This window comes from Paenibacillus hubeiensis (genome assembly GCF_032334105.1).
In the GTDB taxonomy this organism is placed as follows: Bacteria; Bacillota; Bacilli; order Paenibacillales; family Paenibacillaceae; genus Paenibacillus; species Paenibacillus hubeiensis.
Map to the genome: position 1 here is coordinate 173,289 of NZ_JAVYAE020000007.1, position 21,533 is coordinate 194,821.

The following is a 21,533-nucleotide window of genomic DNA, read 5'->3' on the forward strand; positions in this document are numbered from 1 at the left end:
CTGGATCGGACGCCGCATGCTCCGGGTTCGCACCGGGCTGCAGTCCTTTGCCTGGAACAGCATCGGTGCCATCATCATGCTGTCCTTTTCCGCGTTCATCGTGCTTGTGCTTACGATCATGTCGATGCTGCTCTACGACAAATTCGCGCAAACGGCCGAACGCAGCGCCGAGCTGAGCACGAAACAGATCGTGGACCAGGTCAGCTACAATCTGGAGGATTATGTCCGCAGCATGTCGCATCTGTATCGCGCGATCGAGGAGCATATGCTGCGGGACGGCACCTGGGAGGGCGAGCAGGTCGACAAACAACTCGACACCTTGCTGAGCAGCAGGGAGGATATCCTGTCCATCACACTGCTGGATTCGGACGGTCGTCTGCTCAAAAACAGGCCTGCGGCCGCACTGAAGCCGAGCGCCCACGTCACCCAGCAGGGGTGGTTCCAATCCGCGCTGCGGGTACCCGATCATTTGAGTTTTTCGTTGCCGCACATCCAAAACATGTACGAAGGTCCCTATCGGTGGGTCGTCTCCATGAGCAAAGGCATTACCGTTCAGCGGAACGGACAGGAGCAGCAGGTCATCCTGCTGGTGGACATCAACTTCAAACAGATGGACGAGCTGAGCCGCAGGGTCAGCCTTGGACAGCGCGGATACGTATACATCATCGACGAAAGCGCAGGCAACATCGTGTATCATCCCCAGCAGCAATTGATGTACATGGGGCTGCGCAGCGAAAACATCGAACAGGCGCTTGTGGCCACAGGCAGCTACGAAGACGAAGCGGACGGCCAGAAAAGGCTGAACACGGTCAAATCCGTCCCCAATATCGGATGGAAAATCGTCGGCGTTGCCTATCTTGACGAGATGCTTACAACCCGGCAGGAAGTCGGCGGGTATATGGTTCGCGTGCTGGCGGTGGTGCTGGTGCTCGCCGTTCTCGTATCCCTTATGCTTTCCGCCAGCTTAACGCGGCCGATCCGGCGCATGGAACGCAAGATGAAGGCGGTGGAACGCGGCGATTTCAACGTGGAACTGCCCATCGAAGGTCCGCTGGAGGTGGAGAGGGTATCGCGCCGTTTCAACCTGATGGTGCACAAAGTCCGTACGCTGATGGATGAAATCATCCGGGAACAGGAGCAGAAACGGCGTTTGGAGCTGGAAGCGCTGCAGGCGCAGATCAATCCCCATTTTTTGTACAATACGCTGAATTCGATGGTGCGCATGGTCGGCATGAGCCGCAATGAAGAGGTCGTCACGATGATCACCTCGCTGTCGCGCTTGTTCCGCATCAGCCTCAGCAAAGGAAAAACGATCATTACGGTCAAAGAAGAGCTGGAGCATGCCCACCATTATTTGACGATCCAGCAGATGCGGTTCAAACGCAAATTCCGCTTCACTTTAAACGCGGACGACGATACGCTGGACTGCCTGACATTGAAGCTGCTGCTGCAGCCGCTCATCGAAAATGCAATCGTGCACGGCATCGAATACGACATGGACGAAGGGCATATTGAAGTACGCGTATATCGGGAAGCGGATTGCCTGGTGTACCGAATTACGGACAATGGCGTCGGCATGAGCGAGGAGCAGCTGCGTGCGTTGGCACAAGGATATCCCATGGCGAGAAGCGGCGCGGGTTCGGGCGTTGCGGTGCGCAATGTGCACGACCGGATTCGGCTGTATTACGGCCATGCTTATGGATTGGAATATGCAAGCGAGCTGGAGGAAGGCACGACGGTTTGGATTCGCATTCCGGTGCAGCGGGCACCAGAGGAGGGTGGAGCGCAGGATGATCAGAAAAAAACGATGGCTTAGTGCGGTTTGGATCAGAAACCTCCTTCGCAGACGCCGGCTTGCGCTGACGGCGGCTGCGGCATGGGGTCTGCTGCTGATCAGCACCGCCTGCGGCGGCATGTCCGGCAGCAGCAGTTCCGGTTCAGCGCCGCTGCGCATAGCGCTGATTACCCCCGCCGGCGCAGGCGAGCTGGCGCAGGCGATCCGGCTGGGCGCCGAGGCCGCGGCCAAAGAAAGCGGAGCCGCGCTGGTTGCGGTGGAGGCCTATCCGCCGGCACAGCCGACCTCGGGAAGTGCCGTGTCCGATAAGGTCGGCACAGGTGCAGACGCCTCGCGCGCCAAGGGCCATGCCGTGTCGGCGGACACCGGCATGTTAACCCTTGAGGAGCGGGAGCAGGCGCAGATCGAAGCGGTCGCACGCGCTTTGAAGCAAGGGGCATCCGCGCTTATCGTGGACCCGATGAGCGAGCATGCGCTGACGGAAATGGTTCGTCAGGCGGCAGAATCCGGCGCGGCGGGGACAGCGGTGCCCGTCATCGTGCTGAACGATGAGTTTCCGGTCGAAGGCATTGCCAGCGTCATTTCCATCGATCATGAAGACGCTGGACGCCAGGCAGGCGAAGCGATGGCGGAATTGCTCCATGGCTCGGGAACCGTCGTTTTGCTTGGCTCGGACCCTTTGAACCATCCGGGCCTTGCACGGCGGGAGCAGGGCATTATGGAGGCGCTGGGATCATATCCGGAGATTGAAGTGCTTCCGGCAATTTCATGCGGCACGCGGGAGGAATGCGGGCAGAAGACAGCCCGGATGCTGGACCGAAACCCGGTGAACGGCATCATCGCCCTTCAGGAGATGGCCTCCCTTGGCGCGGCGGATGAGCTGAATCGGCGCGAATCGGCGGCGGAGGTGAACGTCGTCGCCTTTGGCAGCGAGCAGCAGCAGCTTGCGCAGCTGCAGGAAGGCGTTTTCCAGCAATTAATCGTACAGAATGGCTTCAGCGCGGGATATCTCGGGCTGAATCAGGCGGTGGCCAGACTGCGTGGCGGCCAGACCCAGACGCGCGTCACGCTCGAAACCAAGCTTGTCGGCACGGACAATATGTTCTGGATGGATAACCAGAAGCTGTTGTTTCCTTTTGTGCAATGAACGGGGCGGGATTTCATGTCAGGCTTGTCGGTGACGGGACACGTTCCGCAGAACATGAAGGAACGACGTCGAACTGGTGAATTGAGGAAGATTTCGATAAAACGGATGAAGATATTGTATTCGCATTGGATGTAAACCCTTTCATAATAAAGGCATCGGGTTAACCGAATGAAATTGGGGGAGGTCATCAGGGATGAAGAAAGCATGGATGACGCTGCTGGTTACTGCAATGATGGTCGTGGCGGCAGGTTGCAGCAGCGGCGGTGGAGAGAGTGCGGGAGGCAGTACCGGTACCGACACGGGCGGCGACAAGACGGGAACGGAAACGGTCGCAGAGACGCCGAAGATCGGCGTGGCCATCTACAAATTCGACGACACGTTTATGACCGGCGTGCGTAATGCCATGACCGCCGCGGCCGAAGGCAAAGCTGCACTGGATATCGTGGACAGCCAGAACGCGCAGCCGACGCAGAACGAAAAAGTGGACCTGTTTGTATCCAAAAAATACAACGCGATGGCCGTCAATCCGGTAGACCGGACTGCTGCAGGTGTCATCATCGACAAAGCAAAAGCAGCGGACATTCCGGTCGTGTTCCTGAACCGCGAACCGGTTGCGGAGGATATGAACAAATGGGATAAAGTGTACTACGTTGGCGCCAAAGCGGAGGAATCGGGCACGATTTCCGGCCAGCTCATCGTGGATTACTGGAAAGCGCATCCCGAAGCGGACAAAAACGGCGACGGCAAGCTGCAGTATGTCATGCTGAAGGGCGAGCCGGGCCACCAGGATGCCGAGCTGCGCACCAAATATTCGGTGCAGGCGATCCAGGATGCGGGCATCGAGGTCGAGGCGCTGGCTGAGGATACGGCGATGTGGGACCGCGTCAAAGGACAGGAAAAAATGCAGGCATTTCTTGCGTCCCATGGGGACAAAATCGAAGCCGTGCTGGCGAACAATGACGACATGGCCCTCGGCGCGATCGAAGCGCTGAAGGCGGCCGGATATTTCAAAGACGGCAAAACGATGCCGGTCGTCGGCGTAGACGCAACGGCTCCGGCGATTCAGGCGCTGCAGGACGGCACGATGCTCGGCACGGTGCTGAACGATGCAAAGAACCAGGGCGCGGCAACCGTGGCGCTGGCTTCGGTACTCGCCAAAGGGGAGACGCCGACCAAGGAAAATACGGGCTATGACATTACGGACGGCAAATACGTCTGGATCGCTTACAAAAAAATTACGAAAGACAACATCGCCGACGCCCAATAATAATGCACAGCAGGGACGTCCGCCGTGAGGGGACGTCCTTTTTTGCCAGGATCTGGAAGGGGAGAACAAGCATGAAATCGCCGTATCTGCTGGAGATGGACGGCATATCCAAAGCGTTTCCCGGCGTGCAGGCCTTGAGCCAAGTGACGCTGAAGGTCAAGCCGGGAACGGTGCATGCTCTGATGGGCGAAAACGGGGCAGGCAAGTCCACGCTGATGAAATGCCTGTTCGGCATGTATCGTCCCGATGAAGGCATGATTCGCATTGATGGAGAACAGGTGCAGATTTCCAGCTCCAAAGCTGCACTTGAGCACGGCATATCCATGATTCATCAGGAGCTGAATCCCGTCCCGCACCGTCCGGTAATGGAGAACATTTGGCTTGGCCGATTTCCGATGAAGGGCTGGTTCGTGGACGAGAAACGCATGTATGACGACACGTTGGCCCTGTTCAAAGACCTGAACCTGGACATCGACCCGAAGGCCCAGACCCGGACATTGTCTGTGTCCAAAATACAATCGGTGGAGATCGCCAAGGCGGTGTCGTTCCATTCCAAAGTCATCGTCATGGACGAACCGACGTCTTCCCTCACCGGCAAGGAAGTGGAACAGCTGTTTGCGATCATCCGGGAGCTGCGCAGCCGCGGGGTGTCGATTATTTACATTTCGCACAAGATGGAAGAGATTCTGACGATCTCGGACGAAGTCACGATCATGCGGGACGGCTTCGTGGTGGGCACGTGGGAAGCGAAGGACTTGACCACGGATCTCATTATTACGCGCATGGTGGGCCGCGATCTCAGCGAGCGTTTCCCCGAGCGGAACAATATCCCCGGCGACGTCATCCTGAAGGCGGAGGGACTGACTTCCATTCATCCGCATTCATTTAAGGACGTGTCGTTCGAGCTGAGAAAAGGCGAAATTCTCGGGATCGGCGGCCTTGTCGGGGCGCAGCGCACCGAGCTGATGGAATCGCTGTTCGGCTTGCGCGGACTTGCTTCGGGCTCGATCTCGATCCATGGGCGGAAGGTGAGGATCGGTTCCCCGGCGGCGGCGAAACGCCACAATATCGCGCTGTTGACGGAGGAACGGAGGGTTACGGGCATTTTCCCGGTGCTGTCGGTGTACGAAAATACGATCATTGCAAGCCTTGGCCGCTACCGGAATCGCCTTGGGCTTTTGGACGAGAAGAAGGGCCGCGAGGAAGCGTACGAGCAGACGCAAAAGTTCAAAACCAAAACGCCTTCGGTTAACACGCTGATTCGAAACCTGTCAGGCGGTAATCAGCAGAAGGTGCTGTTGGCCCGCTGGCTTCTGACCGACCCGGAAATTTTGCTGCTTGACGAGCCGACGCGGGGCATTGACGTCGGGGCGAAATTCGAAATTTACACGATCATTACCGAGCTTGCCAGACAGGGCAAAAGCATCATCATGATCAGCTCGGAGATGCCTGAACTAATCGGCATGTCGGATCGCATCATGGTCATGAGCGAAGGGCGCATGACCGGGATCATCGACGGTGCCGATGCCACGGAGCAGGAAATCATGAGACTGGCCGCGCAGCAGCGCATGGCTTAGTCGGGAGGGAAACCGATGAACACACCAATCGTGAACCAGGTCAAGCAATACGTGACGCAGCGGGCCATCTTTATCGTGCTGATCCTGCTGGTCATCGGCATCGCCATTGCCGATCCGAATTTCCTTGCATTCTCGACATTGCGAGACATTTTGCAGCAGTCGTCCACTCGGGCCATCATCGCGCTGGGGGCGGCATTCATTCTGATTACGGGCGGCGTCGATCTTTCTGCAGGCCGGGTCGTCGGCCTGACTGCCGTGGTCTCGGCATCCATGCTGCAGGTGGATGAGTACGCCAACCGTTTCTTTCCCGACCTGCCGCATTTGTGGGTAGGAATACCGATCCTCGTGGGCATCGTGGTCGGTTTGGCCGTTGGCTTGGTCAACGGCATTATCGTGGCGAAGTTGAACGTGCCGCCGTTCATTGCTACGCTCGGCACGATGGTGGCGGTATATGGACTGAACTCGATTTATTTCGATACCGAACCGAACCAGTCGCAGCCGATCGGCGGGCTGCGTCCCGATTTTACCGTTATCGGTTCCGGGTATATCGATTTGGGCGGAGGGTACTCGATCCCGTACATCGTGTTGATCGCCATAGCGGTCGCCCTTGTCTGCTGGGTCGTGTTCAACAAAACACGTCTCGGCAAAAACATGTACGCCATCGGCGGCAACATTCAAGCCGCACATGTATCCGGCATTCACGTTGCACGCAACCTGGTGGCGCTGTATGCGATCGCGGGTGCGCTGTACGGACTCGGCGGGGTGCTTGAGGCCGCCCGCACCGGTGGTGCCACGAACAACTACGGCAACATGTATGAGCTGGATGCCATTGCCGCTTGCGTTGTCGGCGGCGTATCGACCGCCGGAGGGATCGGCACCGTGCCCGGCGTCATGGCAGGGGTCCTCATTTTCGGCGTCATCAACTATGGTCTGACCTTTATCGGCGTGAGTCCGTATTGGCAGCTTATTATCAAAGGTTTGATTATCGTCGCCGCCGTTGCGTTCGACATTCGCAAATACGTAGCGAAAAAATAGCTGGATGCACATTCATGCCTTCGTTATACCTAAATATTAGGTCCGGATGATCAAGATAGCCATGGATTGAAACACCTGCATATCAAAAAAGGCGAAATTCCATCCCGGAATTCCGCTTTTTTTGCCTGCTGCTCGGTATGATTTCCGTTTATGCGGCTGGCCTTCCATCCATAATTCTCAAAAGAACCAATCCAGGATGAGGATTAGGGGGCCGATCAGGCAAAAAGCCAGCATTAGCCCGGACAGATAATAGGATAGACCTGTTCCGTAATGAGAACGGTGCTTGCGCGCAAGCCAGAAAGCCGGAACCCAGAATATCGCAGCTGCCAGGAAGGGATAATGCAGTCCCTGGTTGCCGTTACTGTACACAGGCACGCCCATAAAATGAAACAGGTGATGACTGAAGGAAATGTGATCATGGCCTGTAGGCAGATTGAACAACAGTCCCAGGAAAATGATCAGGAGCGAAAGCGAGCCGATACCCAGTTTTTTGTGTTGAAGCGTCATGAAATCACCTCAATACATATATTACCATAATGTGGTGCAACTTTGCCTGAAGCTTGCGGTTGTGCATGATTACGAATTTGCCCATCTTCCAATAATCGACAACATTAGCTAATCATACTCGATATAATACATGTGAATGAGGTGTTAGGTAGAAGCATTTATGGTCAAAGGGGGCGAGGCGGGTTTGCTGAGCTATAAGATGAAAATGATAATTTTTCCGGTGGGATGTTTGCTTGTGATCCTGTCCTCTTCTTACCTGGGATACACCTCCAATCTCCGGCTTACCATTTTGGCCGGATTGATCTTTATGGCAAGCATCTGTGCAGAGCGGAAATATCCGGCATTGCGTTTGGTGCAATGGATTTTTCTGGGGACATTCCATTATTTCAGCGAACTGGACTGGTGCAGCCTGCTTTACTACATGCTTATTTTGTCGATGATCGAGAATAAACAGCGTGTCACTCACACGCTGCCGATTTCCATGCTGCTGATGTTCCAATATACCATAATTCGGCTCAGTTATACGCCGACAGGCTCTTACACGGCATTAGTTTCGTTGTTTGACATATTAACGGTAATCGTCGTTATTGTTTTGTACCATACGTTGACCAGAAGCGAGGCGGAAAAACGCCAATTGCGGGAACGAAACTTTTTTCTGGCCCAGCATGATCCGCTGACAGGTCTTTTGAACTATGAAGGATACATAACCGCATTGAATCGGACCGCTGCGGAACAACGTCCGTTTTTGCTGATTTTGCTCAGTATTCAGAATTTGAACGGCTTTCATCGAGATGGTGAGGATCATTGGAGCACTGTCATCAAAAATATCAGCGTTAGCATTACGCAAGCGTTCCCGGAAGCAGCGGGCATATCCCGATACTCCGGGGACCGGTTCGCGATCATTTTGCCTGAATTGCAGTGTGCCGAACATGTCAAAGAACGGTTAAGCCACCTGCTTGATGCGGATTTCGGTCCATTGCAGGTGGTCTACAGCATTGCCGAATACCCAGGCACCGCAGAGTCATTGCAGCAATTCATTACGATCGCGGAGGACGGGTTGCTTCAGCAGCAGCGCAACAAATGGATACAGAGCGAGGAAGAGCTTTTCCGCTCCGAAAGGCTGCGCGCGGTAGGCGAACTCGCGGCCGGCATGGCTCACGAAATTCGAAACCCGCTGACAGCGATTCGAGGGTTTCTTCAGTTGTCCCGCGGACAGGCCTATAACATTGCTCCGTGGTATGAAGTCATCATGAGCGAGGTTACGAGGGTGACGGATCTCACGGCCGAGTTTTTGCAGTTTTCCAAGCCTCAGGCCAAACATATGAAACCGGAACAGGTCGCTCACTGCCTGGAGCGGGTGATGTCGCTGACCGAATCGGACGCTGCTTCGCGGGGGCATCGCATGTATTTGAATATGGTGAACGAGACCATCATCGTCAACATGGATCGGGACAAAATCGTTCAGGTGCTGATCAACCTGATCCGCAACGCATTTGAAGCCATGCATGACCCGGGCGAGGTGCATATCGAACTCTTGCATGCGCCAGAACAGGTGCTGATCTCGATTACGGATACGGGCAGCGGCATCCCGGAGCAGGCCCTGACGCAAATTTTCAATCCGTTCTATACTACCAAGGAAGAAGGGACCGGATTGGGACTGGCCCTCTGCCAGAAGATCGCGCAGGATCACGCCGGAAAAATTACCGTGCGGAGCGAGGTCGGCATCGGATCTACGTTTACGCTCCATTTGCCGATTGTGGCCGGAGTCTCCTGAAAGGAAACCGAATAACGCCGCATCCGATTCCAAGAGAAATCGGTGCGGCGTTCGTCACGATCTTTTTATGGGCAGATGAAATCAGCTAATTTTGGCTGCGCTGGCTTTGATGAAGCTGATAATAGAATCCGTGTTGGCGCATGAGCTCATCATGCGTTCCCCGCTCCGCGATTTGGCCGGCATCGATGACGAGAATCTGGTCCGCCTCGCGTATGGTGCTCAGTCGATGGGCGATCACAAAGCTGGTTCGTCCCTTCATCAGCGTGCGCATCGCCTCTTGAATCTGCAGCTCCGTGCGGGTATCGATGCTGCTGGTCGCCTCATCCAGAATCAGGATGGCCGGATCGGCCAGAATCGCCCTCGCAATCGTCAATAGCTGCCTCTGCCCCTGACTGAGATTTCCCCCGCCGGCCAAAATCGGCGTATCATACCCATCAGCGAGCTTGCGGATGAATCCATGCGCATTGGCGAGTTTGGCGGCCTGGATAATCTGCTCATCGGTGGCATCAGGTTTGCCATAAGCGATGTTGTCCCGAATCGTGCCTGAGAACAGGTAAGCATCCTGGAGAACTATGCCGAGCTTTTGTCGCAGATGGTCCTTATCAAGCCCGGTGATGTCTTGGCCGTCAATCGTGATTTTTCCGCCTGTAATGTCATAGAATCGGGGCAGCAGATTGATAATGGTCGTTTTGCCTGCCCCCGTAGGCCCCACGAGGGCAATCATCTGGCCGGGTTCGGCCGTGAAGCTGACCTCTTTCAATATTTCCTTCCCGGGATCGTATCCAAACGATACGTGGTCGAATACCACCTTCCCATTAATGCGCTCCAGTTGTTGATCCTGTTCATCTTCATACTCTCCCGGCGTATCCATGATTTGAAAAACGCGTTCTGCGCCCGCAATGGCCGCTTGAATCAGATTGTACTGGTTCGCGAGATCGTTGATCGGGCGTTCAACCTGTCTGGAATAAGCGAGGAAGCTGACGATCAGGCCGATCGACGTCAGATCGTGATAAGCCATCCAACCGCCTACGGCCGCCAAAATGGCGAAACCGATATTGTTCATGACATTCATGGTCGGACCGACAAGGCCGGATACGGTTTGTGCCTGCGTGCTTGCCGTACGGAGCTTATCATTCAATTCCTTGAAATGTTTGCGCGACTCCTCTTGTCGATTATAGGCCATGACGGCCTTTTGCCCGGCGATCGTTTCCTGGGAAAAACCGTTCAGCTCGCCAAGCAGCTTCTGCTGCGCCGTAAAATGTTTGCGCGTGCGGGAGGCGATCATTTTCGTAGCAAACATGATCAGCGGCACCGTCACCAGGCTAAGCAACGTAAGGCGAATATCCAGCGCCACCATAATGGACAATGATCCGACCAGCAAAATGGCGCTGGACATCAGTTGGGTCACGCTCTGGTTCAGCGTGGTCGAGACATTATCGATGTCATTGGTGGCCCGGCTCATCAGATCCCCGCTCTGGTTCCGGTCAAAAAAGCGAATGGGCAGCTGCTGCAGCCGGGAAAACAAAGCCTGACGCAAATCTTTGACCGTCAGCTGGGAGACCCCGATCATGACATAGGACTGGCCCCATAACATGAGCGATGACAGGACGTATACCGTCAGAAGCAGCAGGCAGTCTTTGAGCAGTCCGTCCGTCAATTTGGGCACGATGTGCTCATTTACGGTACGGCCAAGCAAGTAGGGACCTGCCAGATTCAGCAGGGTGCCCAGCGCCGTGAGCGCAAGCGCGGCGATGACGCCTTTTCGCTGACGGCCCATGTAGGACCAGATGCGAAGCAGGGTGTGCCCGGCATTTTTGGCCCGCACTTTGGGCAGCGGCATACGGCCCGGAGGGCCGCCTCTTCCGATTGGCGGCATAACATGCTGCTGGTGCGGTGTAGTCGCTGTTTTAGCCATACTGCACATCCTCCTTTCGCTGCTGGGAATCATGGATCGCCTGATAATGCGGCGAACATTCCAGCAATTGCTCATGAGTGCCGCTGGCCACAATCCGTCCTTCGTCCAGCACGTAAATGCAGTCGGCATCCATCACGGAGGAAATGCGCTGTGCGATCAGCAAGGTGGTCCGGTCCTTCATGAGCGATTTCAAGGCCCGCTGGATGCCGGCTTCCGTGCGCAGATCGACCGCGCTTGTGCTGTCATCCAGAATCAGCACGTCCGGCTGCATCAGCAATGCACGGGCGATCGAGATCCGCTGTTTCTGTCCTCCGGACAGGTTGACGCCGCGCTGGCCGAGCTCTGTGCCATAGCCGTCTTTCAGCTTGGCGATGAAATCGTCGGCTGCGGCGGCCTTGGCGGCGGTTCTCATTTCCGTCTCCGTCGCGTCCGGCCTGCCGAAGCAAATGTTGTCCCGGATGCTGCCGCTGAAGAGCACGGCCTCTTGAAGCACGATCGAGACTCGGCGGCGCAGTTCTTCCAGGTTCCAGTCGCGAACATCGGTGCCCCCCACGAGCACCTCGCCTTGCGTTGCATCGTAAAGGCGCGGGATCAGCTGCACCAGCGAAGTTTTGCCCGAGCCGGTGGAACCAAGTAAGGCGACCTTCTGTCCGGGTTCAACCGTAAACGTGATGCCGGACAAGGCATCTGCACCGTCGTAACGGAAGTGAACGTCTCTGAATTCGATTCGGCCTACGTCCGGGTTATGCGTAGGTAAGGAATCACCCTTACCCTGAGGTGTCCTTGAGGCTGCGGCTTCTGCCGCAAGCGGATGCACCCTGGACGCTGCTGAAGAATCGGAGTTGGCCGATCGGATGTCAGGCTCGGTGTTCAGCACTTCATTAATCCGCGCGGCCGATACTTTGGCGCGGGAGAAGCTCATCATCATCATGCCGATCGACGTCAGCGAAGAGAGCACAACGGTAACATAGTTGATAAATGCGATCAGATCTCCTGCAGCCAATCCGCCGCTGGTCACCTGGAAGCCCCCGAACCACAGCACGGCCACGACGGTGGCGTTCAGCATCAGGTTTAACACGGGAACGTTCAGGGTGACGATGCGCCATGCTTTGACGGCCGTGTTGGTATAGTCCTGATTGGACTCGTTGAACCGTTCCTTTTCCAGCTTGGCTCGCGCAAACGCCTTGACGACGCGAATGCCTGCCAAATTTTCCTGAAGCACGGCATTCACTTTGTCCAGCCTTTCCTGAACGCCGGCAAACAGCGGATAGGATGCTTTGATAAGAACGTACAGCAGGATGAACAGCACGGGCATGGTCACCAGCAGGATCAGGGCCAGCTTGACGCTGATCGTAAACGCCATGATCACGCTCCCGATAATAAGCATCGGCGAACGAATGAACATGCGCAGCAGCATCTGCACGAACGTCTGCATCTGGGTAATGTCGCTGGTCAGGCGAGTGATCAGCGAGCCTTGCTGGAATCCGTCCAGGTTGCGAAAGGAAAACGTCTGGATGTGGTCGAACAGCTCCTGGCGCAGGTCGCTGCCATATCCGACGGAGGCTCTGCTGGAGAACAGCGTACAGCCTGCACCGCCGACCCAACCGATTAATGCAAAGACAAGCATAAGCAGTCCCGTGCTTACAATGTGGGACAGGTTGCCTGCCAGCACGCCATGGTCCACGATGCTCGACATCAGCTTTGGTTGAAGCAGGTCCATGGCTACCTCGAGCACCATCAGCAGCGGTGCAAGAATGGCCGCCGTTTTATAGGGGGCCAAATATTTTTTGAGCGTCCACAAGTAGATAATCACCTCATAAAATTTGAATTTGATGAATGAATCAAAGCTCCTTGAGATTCTGCACCATGCGCTGCACCAGCGAAGACATCAGCTCCGCTTCCTCGGGCGTAAATCCTTTGCGCGCATGGCGTTCCAGTTTCTGAAAGGCTTCCCGCAAGTCACGAAGGGCCGCATGGCCGAGACCGGTGAGATACACCCGCAGACTGCGCAGATCGTTGGGGTCCGGTTCGCGGCGCACGTATCCGGCGGCTTCCATGCGTTTCAGCATGACGGTAACGGTGGCGGGGGCACGATGAAGCTGTTCGGCCAGGCTTTTCTGGGTTTGGCCGTCTTCCCGTTCCAGCTTGAAGAGCAGGGGCGGTTGGCCGGGGTACAATTCCGGGTGGTTCGTCAGCAGTTCGTGGACCTTGTATCGCTGCAATTTGACGAGTTCGGACATCTGTCCCATTAACCGATCGTTTCCGGCAGGTTTCATAATAGCTCCCATCCTTTTAATTAGTCGACTAACTAAATAATAAGTTTGGTTTGACATATGGTCAAGTGAAAACGTAATCAAAAGCGAAAAAATGCCAGAAACCTTACTTGCACTCTAGGGAGAACACTGGTGCTTTGTACCATAGTTTTGGAATGTAAAGATATCGATAATTGGAAAATTTGACAGCCGGAAGAGAGGTGTGTTAATTTGTTAATATCATTTTGTTAATAACAAATTGTATATAACAAAATACGATGTTCGTGGATTGGGGTTTTCGCTTATGGAGCATGAAGAGAAATTCGAAGGAAAAGAGCTGGACCGCGGCGATCATGAACGAATGAGCGAGGACCAGTTTCTGGCGTCGTACGATGCGGCCGATTATGAGCGTCCCTCGGTAACGGTGGATATGCTGGTGTTTACGGTGCGCAGCGAAGTTCAGGAAAATTACCGGAAGCTCGCCGAGCCTGCGCTCGAACTGCTGCTCATCCGCAGGGGAGGGCATCCTTTCCTGGGCCAATGGGCACTGCCGGGCGGATTCGTCTCCATGCAAGAGTCGCTGGAAGATGCCGCAAGACGGGAGCTGCGGACAGAGACCGGACTGGACGATATCTATCTGGAGCAGCTGTATACGTGGGGCGACGTGGATCGCGATCCGCGCACAAGGGTCATCAGTTGTTCGTATATGGCGCTGGTGGACAGCACGGAATTGGAGCTTGAGGCCGGGGACGATGCGAGCGAAGCCGATTGGTTTCGCCTGCAGGAGAGGCTTCTGGAGGAGAAGCGGCATATTCATGAGCGTGGACGCACGTTGGAGCGCAGGGTACAGCTGGTGCTGACGAACGGCACGGAGGAGCTGACGGCGATCGTTGAAACGAAGGAAATGACGTCGGGAAGGGTACAGAGCAGCAGCATGAAAGTCGTGCAAACGGACGGCATTGCCTTTGATCACGCACAGATCATTCATTATGCGCTGGCTCGACTGCGCTCCAAGGTGGACTATACGGATATTGCGTTCAATTTGATGCCTGAAACGTTCACGCTGACGGCCTTGCAGAAAGTGTATGAAGTCATTGGCGGCAAAAAGTGGTTACCTGCGGCATTCCGGCGCAAAATCGCCGATTGGGTCGTCGAGACCGGCGACTATGCGGATCATGGCGGACATCGTCCTTCCCGTTTATACCGGTTGAACCCGGAACGGGAAAACATGTAGACCTGTTCTCAGGAACTCTCAGGAACGGTGATGAGCGCAGGACAACCGCACAGAGTATGAGATCAGCAAATCGTTCAAGCAAAGGGGGATAAGAGTATGAGCAAAGAGAGCAAAGAGAAATTTACGTTTTTTTGGCGGACGGCTTCCCCGTTCTCGCAGTGGCATCCCGCCCGTTTCACGGTAAACGGCACGAGCTACTCCAGCGCGGAGCAGTACATGATGCATCAGAAGGCACTGCTGTTCGGGGATCAGGCCATCGCGGACAACATTATGAAGGCAAATTCTCCTTCGGTCCAAAAAAAGCTGGGCAGGCAGGTGGCGGGCTTCGACCAGGCTGTATGGGAAGAACACTGCAGGCGCATCGTTTACGAAGGCAACTACGCCAAATTCACGCAGGACGAACAGCTGCTGAAGGCCCTGCTGGATACGAAGGGAACCACCCTTGTGGAAGCAAGCCCGGATGACCGCATCTGGGGCGTTGGGCTGGCGGAAGAAGATCCGCGAATTCGCAATCGAAGTACATGGAGAGGCAGCAATTGGCTGGGTGAAATTTTGACCCGGCTGCGAGAAGAACTTATAGGGAAGTGATCGAGATGAATACAAACCATAATGGTCTGAAAAGTACGGGACAGCGCGCGGGCCGTGCGCGCATCGCGCAAGAGACGTTAGCGATTCTGGAGGCAGGCGAATACGTGAATGGCTATGATCGCCGGGTGAGCATTGCCGCGGATCTGCAAGAGGCCATTCGAAATTCGGTGTTGTACCGACCGGAGGAATTGCCAAAGGTGAGCGAGCAAGTTCATGCGATGCAGGCGGCCAATTCCACCACTTCGGCAGGATTATCGCATATCGAAGTAACCGGGGAAACGACGCTGGCTGCGGCAGCTCGTCTGGTCGTAGGCGAAGGACGACAGGACGCGGCCTGCCTGAACTTTGCTTCGGCCAAAAATCCGGGCGGCGGTTTCCTTGGCGGGAGTCAGGCCCAGGAGGAAAGTTTGGCAAGGGCTACGGGTCTGTATCCATGCATTGCCCAAATGCAGGAAATGTACGAGTTTAATCGTAAACTCCGAACCTGCCTGTACTCGGATCATATGATCTATTCCCCTGGCGTTCCGGTCATTCGGGACGATGAAGACCGTCTGCTCGACCAGTATTATGCTTCCGCGTTTATCACGGCACCTGCGGTCAATGCAGGCGTCGTGAAGGAACGGGGCGAGGCGGATGACGAACGGATTGAAGCCGTGATGAAACAGCGTATTGCCTATATTTTGGACGTCGCTGCAGGGCATGGACATCGCACGATGGTGCTTGGGGCATACGGATGTGGCGTTTTCCGAAACGACCCGGCCAAGGTGGCCGCTTATTTCCATGACGTGTTGATTGGTCAAGGATACGGGAATCTGTTTGACCGGATCGTATTTGCCGTGTATGACCGCAGTCGCGGTCAGCAAACCTTAAAGGCTTTTCAGGAACGTTTGGCCAAAGCCTGACGGATTCGGATTCATGCCCGGAGGAGGGGAACCGCGATGGAATTTCGCGAAATACAACAAGACCTGTTTGCCATGGATGACCGTTACGTTTTGGCCCACTGCATTTCGGCGGACGCACGGATGGGGGCAGGCATTGCCGTACAGTTTCGGCAGCGGTTCGGTCTGGAAAACTTGCAGGAACAGGCCAAGATCGAGCCATTGGAGATCGGGCGATGTTACCGCGTCGGCCGTACTTTGAACCTGGTCACAAAGGCTAAGTTTTCGTACAAACCGACGTATGCTTCCTTTACCCAAGCCGTAGAGTCCATGAAGGATGTCTGTCTCGAAGAGGGGATCGAGAAATTGGCCATGCCGCAGATCGGCTGTGGGCTTGACCGATTGAAATGGGAGAAGGCCAGCGGCATCATTCGCGATGCTTTCGCCGATACAGATGTCGAGATCGTGGTGTGCAGTCTATGACTCGAGGCTCAAAACAACAAAACCTCTGCTCCGCGAGGGGAGGGAACGTGCTTTTTGCATACGCGTTGCACGTTTCCCGCCGCTTCCGGAGAGAGGTTTTTTGTGTTTTCATTGGCCCTGCTGTTATTTCGAGAACATTTCTTTGGCTTCATCCATCGCCATCTGGTTGCCGATGGCGGAGTAGTCGAGCCATGGCTGGGCGCCGATGGTGTATACATGTCCCGCTTTGACGGCTTTCAGGCCTTGCCAGATCGGATTGCTTTGCAGCTCGGCGAACATGTTTTTCGCTTCGTCATCCGAATTCACCACAACGAAGATGGCATCGGCATCATAGTCCGGCAGCACCTCGCGAGAGATGACCTGATAGGGCTTCGAGGCATCCATTTCGGTAATCCCGTTGGCCGGGGTCAATCCGAGATCGTCAAACAGGATCGGTCCCATTGGACGAGCTGTACTGAATACGCGCAATTCCTTGGCGGTCACGCGAATGGCCATGACTTTGCCGTCGCCGATTTTGTCATGGATGAGCGATTTCACTTCTTCCGTTTCCTTGGCGTAATGGTCGATGAACGCATCGGCTTCTTTTTCACGGTTCACCAGTTTGCCTATGGCTTTCAAATGGTCGCGCCATGTGCCATCATCGAGATTAAAGACGTGAACCGGCGCGATTTTTTCGAATTTGGCTTGATCGTCGCCGGAGAATTCCTCATCCAGGTAGATGACATCCGGTTTCAAAGCGAGCAGGGCTTCCATATCGGGGTCTTTGACCGGGCCCAGGGGCGTCGTGTTCTGCAAACGGTCGGCTACATGGGACAGGAAGGCTTTGGCCTCGCCGCCAATAACTGAACCGACAGGCGTAATGCCCAATGCGAGCAAGTCGTTGGTCAGGTGGATCGACATGGACGCGATGCGTTGTTCGCCGGCAGAATCGGAAGCAGGCTTGTCATCCGCTTGTCCGGATGGGGCGTTGGAAGAACGGTTGTCGGCAGCGTTGGTTGACGAGCCGGCATTGCCGCATGCTGCCAGCAGAAGCAGCAGGACGGCGCATATGGATAACATCAGGTTTTTCTTGATCATGGATATTCGAAATCTCCTTGGTTTCATTGGAATAGGGATTAACGCGTACGGACGAGTAAATACAGGAAGTAGGGTGCGCCCAGTGCAGCAACGACAATTCCGGCAGGAATCGCATTGGGCTGAAAAAGGGTTCTCCCCACCGTATCGGCTGCGACGAGAATGACCATGCCGATCAATCCGGCAGCCGGAATCAAGTGGCGATGCATCGGGCCGACAAGCCTCCGTGCCAGGTGCGGAGCCGCAAGCCCGATGAAGCCGATGCCTCCCGCCATCGACACGCTGACGGCCGACAAGGCGACCGTGCACAAGAGCAGCCATATGCGCTGGGATTTTACGGCCGTGCCGATTCCCGTGGCGGCGGCATCCCCAAGCCCTAGGGCGTCCAGTGTTTTGGAACGGCTCCAGACGTAAGGGATGCACAGCAAGATCCAGGGGAGCAGGGCGGCGACGTGGATCCAGTCCCGTCCCCAGACGCTTCCCGCCAGCCAGCGAGCCGCGAAGGAGTAGGTGTCCTCATCGAGGCGCAGGGACAAATACAGCGTCAGCGCGTGAAATCCAGCCGCAACGGCGATTCCCACCAGAATGAGTTTGATGGGGGATACCCCGTTATGGCGATCATAGGCGAGCAGCATGATGATCAATGCCGAGAGCATGCCTCCCGCAAAGGTAAACAGCGGGATCAACAATGCGACAGAGCTGTCCATCGAAAAAGAAAGGCTGGCGAACGCCATCAGGCCCAGCGCTGCACCCGCGTGAATGCCCAGAATGCCCGGATCGGCCAGCGGATTGCGCGTGATGCCCTGCAACGCGGCGCCCGCCACGCCAAGACCTGCTCCGGCGAGCACGGTAATCAGAATGCGGGGCAGGCGATAATCGAACAGTACGATATGGTCCGCCTCTGTGCCGCCGCCAAACAGGGTTTGCAGCACCGCCATGGGCGACAGGCGAATCGTGCCCGTGTTCAGGCTGACGATAATGACGACACAGGCGATAGCCAACAGGATCAGGCTGACCGTAATGGATCGCCGCGTCCGCGAAGCGGCGTTCTTTTGGTTTGGGTTCACTATAAGGCCCTCCTTTCCTTACGGGCCAGATAGAGGAAAAACGGCACGCCGACAAAGGCGACCATGATGCCTACAGCAAGTTCCTCCGGCGGATTGACGATGCGTGATCCGAGATCGGCCAGCACCAGCAGAATGGCTCCGAGCAGCGAGGACATCGGAATGATGAGCCGATAATCGACGCCAACCAGTTTGCGGGAAATATGCGGGATGACCAGTCCGACAAAACCGATGGAGCCGACGGCAGAGACGGACACGCCTGCTAGCACGACCACGGCGGCGAGCGCAAGCATCCGCGTCCAGCGCAGGCGGATGCCCAGGCTGACGGCAGCCTCTTCCCCGAGGGACATCAGCGATATGCGGCGGGCCAGCGGCATGGTAAGCAGCAGCGTGATCAGCAATACCGGAACGATGAGCTTGACATGCCGCCATTCCATGCCGCCAAAGCCGCCGGCATACCAAAATGCAAGGTCCTGGCTGAGGTCGAAATAGATGGCGATGCCTGCACTCAGGGAGCTGAGCATGGCCGCGACGATGGCCCCGGCCACCGTGAGCCTGATCGATGACAGCCCGCCCGGCGCAGCCGAGCCAAGGATGAAAATAAACAGCGTGCTCAGGACCGCGCCGACAAAGGAAATGCCCATCAGCCAGGCATAAGGCAAGCCGGGCCACAGGGCAAAGCTGAGCGCCACCATAAACGATGCGCCGGCATTGATGCCGAGCACGCCCGTATCCGCAAGCGGATTGCGGGTGATGCCTTGCATGAGCGCACCGGCAACGGCGAAGGCAGCGCCGACGACAGCCGCGGCAATGACCCGGGGCAGGCGCAGCTCATGGATGATCTGATGGGGCGTCAGCGCCGGGTTATATTGAAATATGGCTGCCCACACCGTTTCCAGCGACAGCGATTTGGCTCCAAGCGAGATCGAGACGAACAGGATCATCAGCAGGACGGCGAGGGCAGACAAGAACATCAGTCCAACCGTTGTCGCATTTCTGGACGAGTTGGGCTTCCGATTTGGCCAAGCAGGATGTTGGATGCGGGTCACTCCTTTGTTGCCAGCACAACGAAGCATTGCTGCTGTTATTGATTATCATTATCAATTAGAGATCATTATAAAATCTTAATTCATGCCCGTACATGACATAAATTAAGATGTTCGGGATGGACATTTTTCAGATTACATAATCGGTGCTTTGCCCGTCAACAGCTGAACGGCCTCATCCAGCTGGAGGTTGATGGAATAAGGAGCATACACCACCCACGAATTCCAATCAATGACATGCACGCGCCCATGGCGCACGGCAGGATGACGCTGCCAGAGCGGATCGGCTGCAAGCTGCTGCAGCACCGCTGCGCGGCCCTGCATGGAGGTGATGGCTACGATCAAGATGTCCGCTTCAAGGCCATCCCATTCGCCGGGGGTAAAGGGCAACCAGTTGAAGCCGACGCCCGTCGGTTTGCCTGCCAGTTCAGCCCGGATTCGATCGGGCGGCGTCAAATGCAGGCTGCGGTAGAACACATGGCCGAAATTGCGGTTGCTGTACATTCGCGGTCCTTTGTCCGTCAAGGTGCAGACGGCTACGGCAGCCTGTCCCCACGTCTCCCGGATGCGTTTGCGGGCTCGCTCCGCCTTGCGGTCATGACGTTCGAGCCATTCCTTTGCGGCATGTTCACGGTCCATGATGCCGGCTATCGTTTGCAGATGGCCGAACATGTCTGTTTTGTTCCAGGGAATGGTGATGATCGGCGCGATGTCCCCGATATGTTCCAGCGCTTTGGCCGCAGCATTGTCCTTGGTCAGAATCAGGTCGGGCTTGACGTCAAGGAAGGCCTGGCGTCCTTGTTCCCAAGGCTCGTGAGCATGGAACGGCAGGGTTAGCGATTTGGGCAAATGGGGCAGCTGCCCCTGGATTTGCGCCGCACAGGGAGTGATGCCGAGCGTTATCAAATGATCCGTATATGGATAAGACAGGGAGACGACGTTTCGATGCACTTGTTTGACATAGATGGTCGGTGCGAATCCCGAGTGGCTGCGGAAGCGGCGGCTGAAATAAAATTCGTCCCGGTATCCGACGCTGCGCGCAACGTCCCGAATGCGCAGGTCCGAGGTCAGCATGAGCTCTTTGGCACGATTCATCCGCAGATGGGTCAGGTATTCAATAGGGTTTTTATGCATCCGGCTTTTGAACAGCTGGGAGTAATACGATGGATGCATGCCTGCAATGTCGGCCAGTTTCTCCAATTTGATCTCGTGCATGTAATGATCTCGCATGTACTGCATCGTGGCATGGAGCCAAGCATCCGGTTGTTCCTGATCGTGAGCAGGGGCATCCGATTCTTCCTGGGCCCACAGCATGCATAACAGATCGGTGATCAGCCGTTGGCGTTTGAATTCACCCAGTTCGGCATTTTCCGCCAATTGGGAGGCGATGCGCTGTATGCCGTAAAAAGGACCCCGAATCCAGCCTTTTACCGGAAAATCGGACTCCCGCTCGTAAGTACGCCTTGCATCCGTCTTTTCGATTGCACGGAACAGATCGAAAGCAAGCACGAAAATCTCTAGTTCTTGGTCCGCATCGCCGATCAGCTTCAGAGGGGCTCCCGGGGGGCAGAGGTAAGCAATTTTGCGGACGACCGATTTTTCCGCGCCATCCACGATCAGCTTGCCTGCAAATTTATGCAGATAAATGAAAACATGCCGTTCCGGGAAAGGATTGCTCCATTCGATGCCGGAGTCGTTCGCGATGCGTACCGCTTGGCGAAGTTCGATCAGGGCATTGGCCAGGAATGCGTCCAGATCAGGTTGAACCAAGGCTTCCGGCGTACTCTTCGATTCGGTGTGCCGTCTGGATGCATGTGACGAATGGGAAACGGAAACGGCCAATCCGGAGGAATCAGCTCCTAAAGAATCAGGTTGGTTAGTAAACATGAGCGAATCC

18 protein-coding genes are annotated in these 21,533 nt (G+C 55.7%); 10 read left to right on the forward strand and 8 right to left on the reverse strand.

What is annotated here, in order from left to right; translation table 11 throughout:
* Positions 1-16 precede the first annotated feature (16 nt).
* The 5 genes from RSX24_RS19070 (at position 17) to mglC (ending at position 6,821) form a co-directional block, all read left to right on the forward strand.
* Positions 17-1,816, forward strand: coding sequence for a cache domain-containing sensor histidine kinase (locus RSX24_RS19070; protein ID WP_343261583.1), 1,800 nt, complete (start codon positions 17-19; stop codon positions 1,814-1,816).
* A complete protein-coding gene (locus RSX24_RS19075; RefSeq protein ID WP_343261513.1) occupies positions 1,791-2,942 on the forward strand; it encodes a substrate-binding domain-containing protein in 1,152 nt (383 codons plus the stop codon). The genes RSX24_RS19070 and RSX24_RS19075 overlap by 26 nt, the downstream gene beginning before the upstream one ends.
* Before the next feature lie 193 nt (positions 2,943-3,135).
* On the forward strand, positions 3,136-4,209 hold the full coding sequence (locus RSX24_RS19080; protein ID WP_343261514.1) for a galactose ABC transporter substrate-binding protein: 1,074 nt from the start codon (positions 3,136-3,138) through the stop codon (positions 4,207-4,209).
* Positions 4,210-4,280: 71 nt separating this feature from the next.
* Positions 4,281-5,786 carry a sugar ABC transporter ATP-binding protein gene (locus RSX24_RS19085; protein ID WP_343261515.1) on the forward strand — a complete coding sequence of 502 codons (1,506 nt, stop codon included), beginning with the start codon at positions 4,281-4,283 and terminating at the stop codon, positions 5,784-5,786.
* A 15-nt stretch (positions 5,787-5,801) separates the two neighbouring features.
* Entirely contained in the window at positions 5,802-6,821 is a 1,020-nt protein-coding gene (gene mglC / locus RSX24_RS19090) for a galactose/methyl galactoside ABC transporter permease MglC (RefSeq protein ID WP_343261516.1), read from the forward strand.
* Positions 6,822-6,998: 177 nt separating this feature from the next.
* On the opposite strand, the gene RSX24_RS19095 is transcribed toward mglC, so the two are convergent.
* Complete coding sequence (locus RSX24_RS19095) at positions 6,999-7,328, reverse strand: hypothetical protein (protein ID WP_236420191.1); 330 nt, start codon at positions 7,326-7,328, stop codon at positions 6,999-7,001.
* Between the two features lie 160 nt (positions 7,329-7,488).
* On the opposite strand from RSX24_RS19095, the gene RSX24_RS19100 reads away from it, so the two are divergent.
* Positions 7,489-9,102: an ATP-binding protein gene (locus tag RSX24_RS19100; protein WP_343261517.1), complete on the forward strand. Its 1,614-nt coding sequence runs from the start codon at positions 7,489-7,491 to the stop codon at positions 9,100-9,102.
* Between the two features lie 85 nt (positions 9,103-9,187).
* On the opposite strand, the gene RSX24_RS19105 is transcribed toward RSX24_RS19100, so the two are convergent.
* The 3 genes from RSX24_RS19105 to RSX24_RS19115 are packed head-to-tail and all read right to left on the reverse strand — an operon-like array spanning position 9,188 to position 13,293.
* The gene (locus tag RSX24_RS19105; protein ID WP_343261518.1) at positions 9,188-11,017 is read right to left on the reverse strand and encodes an ABC transporter ATP-binding protein; all 1,830 of its coding nucleotides are present in this window, start codon (positions 11,015-11,017) and stop codon (positions 9,188-9,190) included.
* Complete coding sequence (locus RSX24_RS19110; RefSeq protein ID WP_343261519.1) at positions 11,010-12,818, reverse strand: ABC transporter ATP-binding protein; 1,809 nt, start codon at positions 12,816-12,818, stop codon at positions 11,010-11,012. Before RSX24_RS19110 ends, RSX24_RS19105 begins: the two co-directional genes overlap by 8 nt.
* 40 nt (positions 12,819-12,858) lie before the next feature.
* The gene (locus tag RSX24_RS19115; RefSeq protein ID WP_343261520.1) at positions 12,859-13,293 is read right to left on the reverse strand and encodes a MarR family winged helix-turn-helix transcriptional regulator; all 435 of its coding nucleotides are present in this window, start codon (positions 13,291-13,293) and stop codon (positions 12,859-12,861) included.
* A gap of 337 nt (positions 13,294-13,630) precedes the next feature.
* On the opposite strand from RSX24_RS19115, the gene RSX24_RS19120 reads away from it, so the two are divergent.
* The 4 genes from RSX24_RS19120 (at position 13,631) to RSX24_RS19135 (ending at position 16,452) form a co-directional block, all read left to right on the forward strand.
* On the forward strand, positions 13,631-14,503 hold the full coding sequence (locus tag RSX24_RS19120; protein WP_438286859.1) for an NUDIX hydrolase: 873 nt from the start codon (positions 13,631-13,633) through the stop codon (positions 14,501-14,503).
* Between the two features lie 96 nt (positions 14,504-14,599).
* Positions 14,600-15,091, forward strand: coding sequence for a riboflavin biosynthesis intermediates N-glycosidase (gene ybiA / locus RSX24_RS19125; protein WP_343261522.1), 492 nt, complete (start codon positions 14,600-14,602; stop codon positions 15,089-15,091).
* 5 nt (positions 15,092-15,096) lie between these two features.
* On the forward strand, positions 15,097-15,993 hold the full coding sequence (locus RSX24_RS19130; RefSeq protein WP_343261523.1) for a TIGR02452 family protein: 897 nt from the start codon (positions 15,097-15,099) through the stop codon (positions 15,991-15,993).
* 36 nt (positions 15,994-16,029) lie between these two features.
* On the forward strand, positions 16,030-16,452 hold the full coding sequence (locus RSX24_RS19135; protein ID WP_343261524.1) for a macro domain-containing protein: 423 nt from the start codon (positions 16,030-16,032) through the stop codon (positions 16,450-16,452).
* A gap of 123 nt (positions 16,453-16,575) precedes the next feature.
* Here RSX24_RS19135 and RSX24_RS19140 read toward each other — a convergent pair whose 3' ends face one another.
* The 4 genes from RSX24_RS19140 to RSX24_RS19155 all read right to left on the reverse strand — a co-directional run bounded on the left by RSX24_RS19140 (position 16,576) and on the right by RSX24_RS19155 (position 21,523).
* The gene (locus RSX24_RS19140) at positions 16,576-17,526 is read right to left on the reverse strand and encodes an iron-hydroxamate ABC transporter substrate-binding protein (RefSeq protein ID WP_438286860.1); all 951 of its coding nucleotides are present in this window, start codon (positions 17,524-17,526) and stop codon (positions 16,576-16,578) included.
* Positions 17,527-17,567: 41 nt separating this feature from the next.
* The gene (locus RSX24_RS19145; protein ID WP_343261526.1) at positions 17,568-18,593 is read right to left on the reverse strand and encodes a FecCD family ABC transporter permease; all 1,026 of its coding nucleotides are present in this window, start codon (positions 18,591-18,593) and stop codon (positions 17,568-17,570) included.
* Positions 18,593-19,564 (reverse strand): FecCD family ABC transporter permease, encoded by a 972-nt coding sequence (locus RSX24_RS19150; protein WP_343261584.1) that lies wholly within the window; start codon positions 19,562-19,564, stop codon positions 18,593-18,595. The genes RSX24_RS19145 and RSX24_RS19150 overlap by 1 nt, the downstream gene beginning before the upstream one ends.
* A gap of 207 nt (positions 19,565-19,771) precedes the next feature.
* Entirely contained in the window at positions 19,772-21,523 is a 1,752-nt protein-coding gene (locus RSX24_RS19155) for a helix-turn-helix domain-containing protein (protein ID WP_343261527.1), read from the reverse strand.
* Positions 21,524-21,533: the final 10 nt, after the last annotated feature.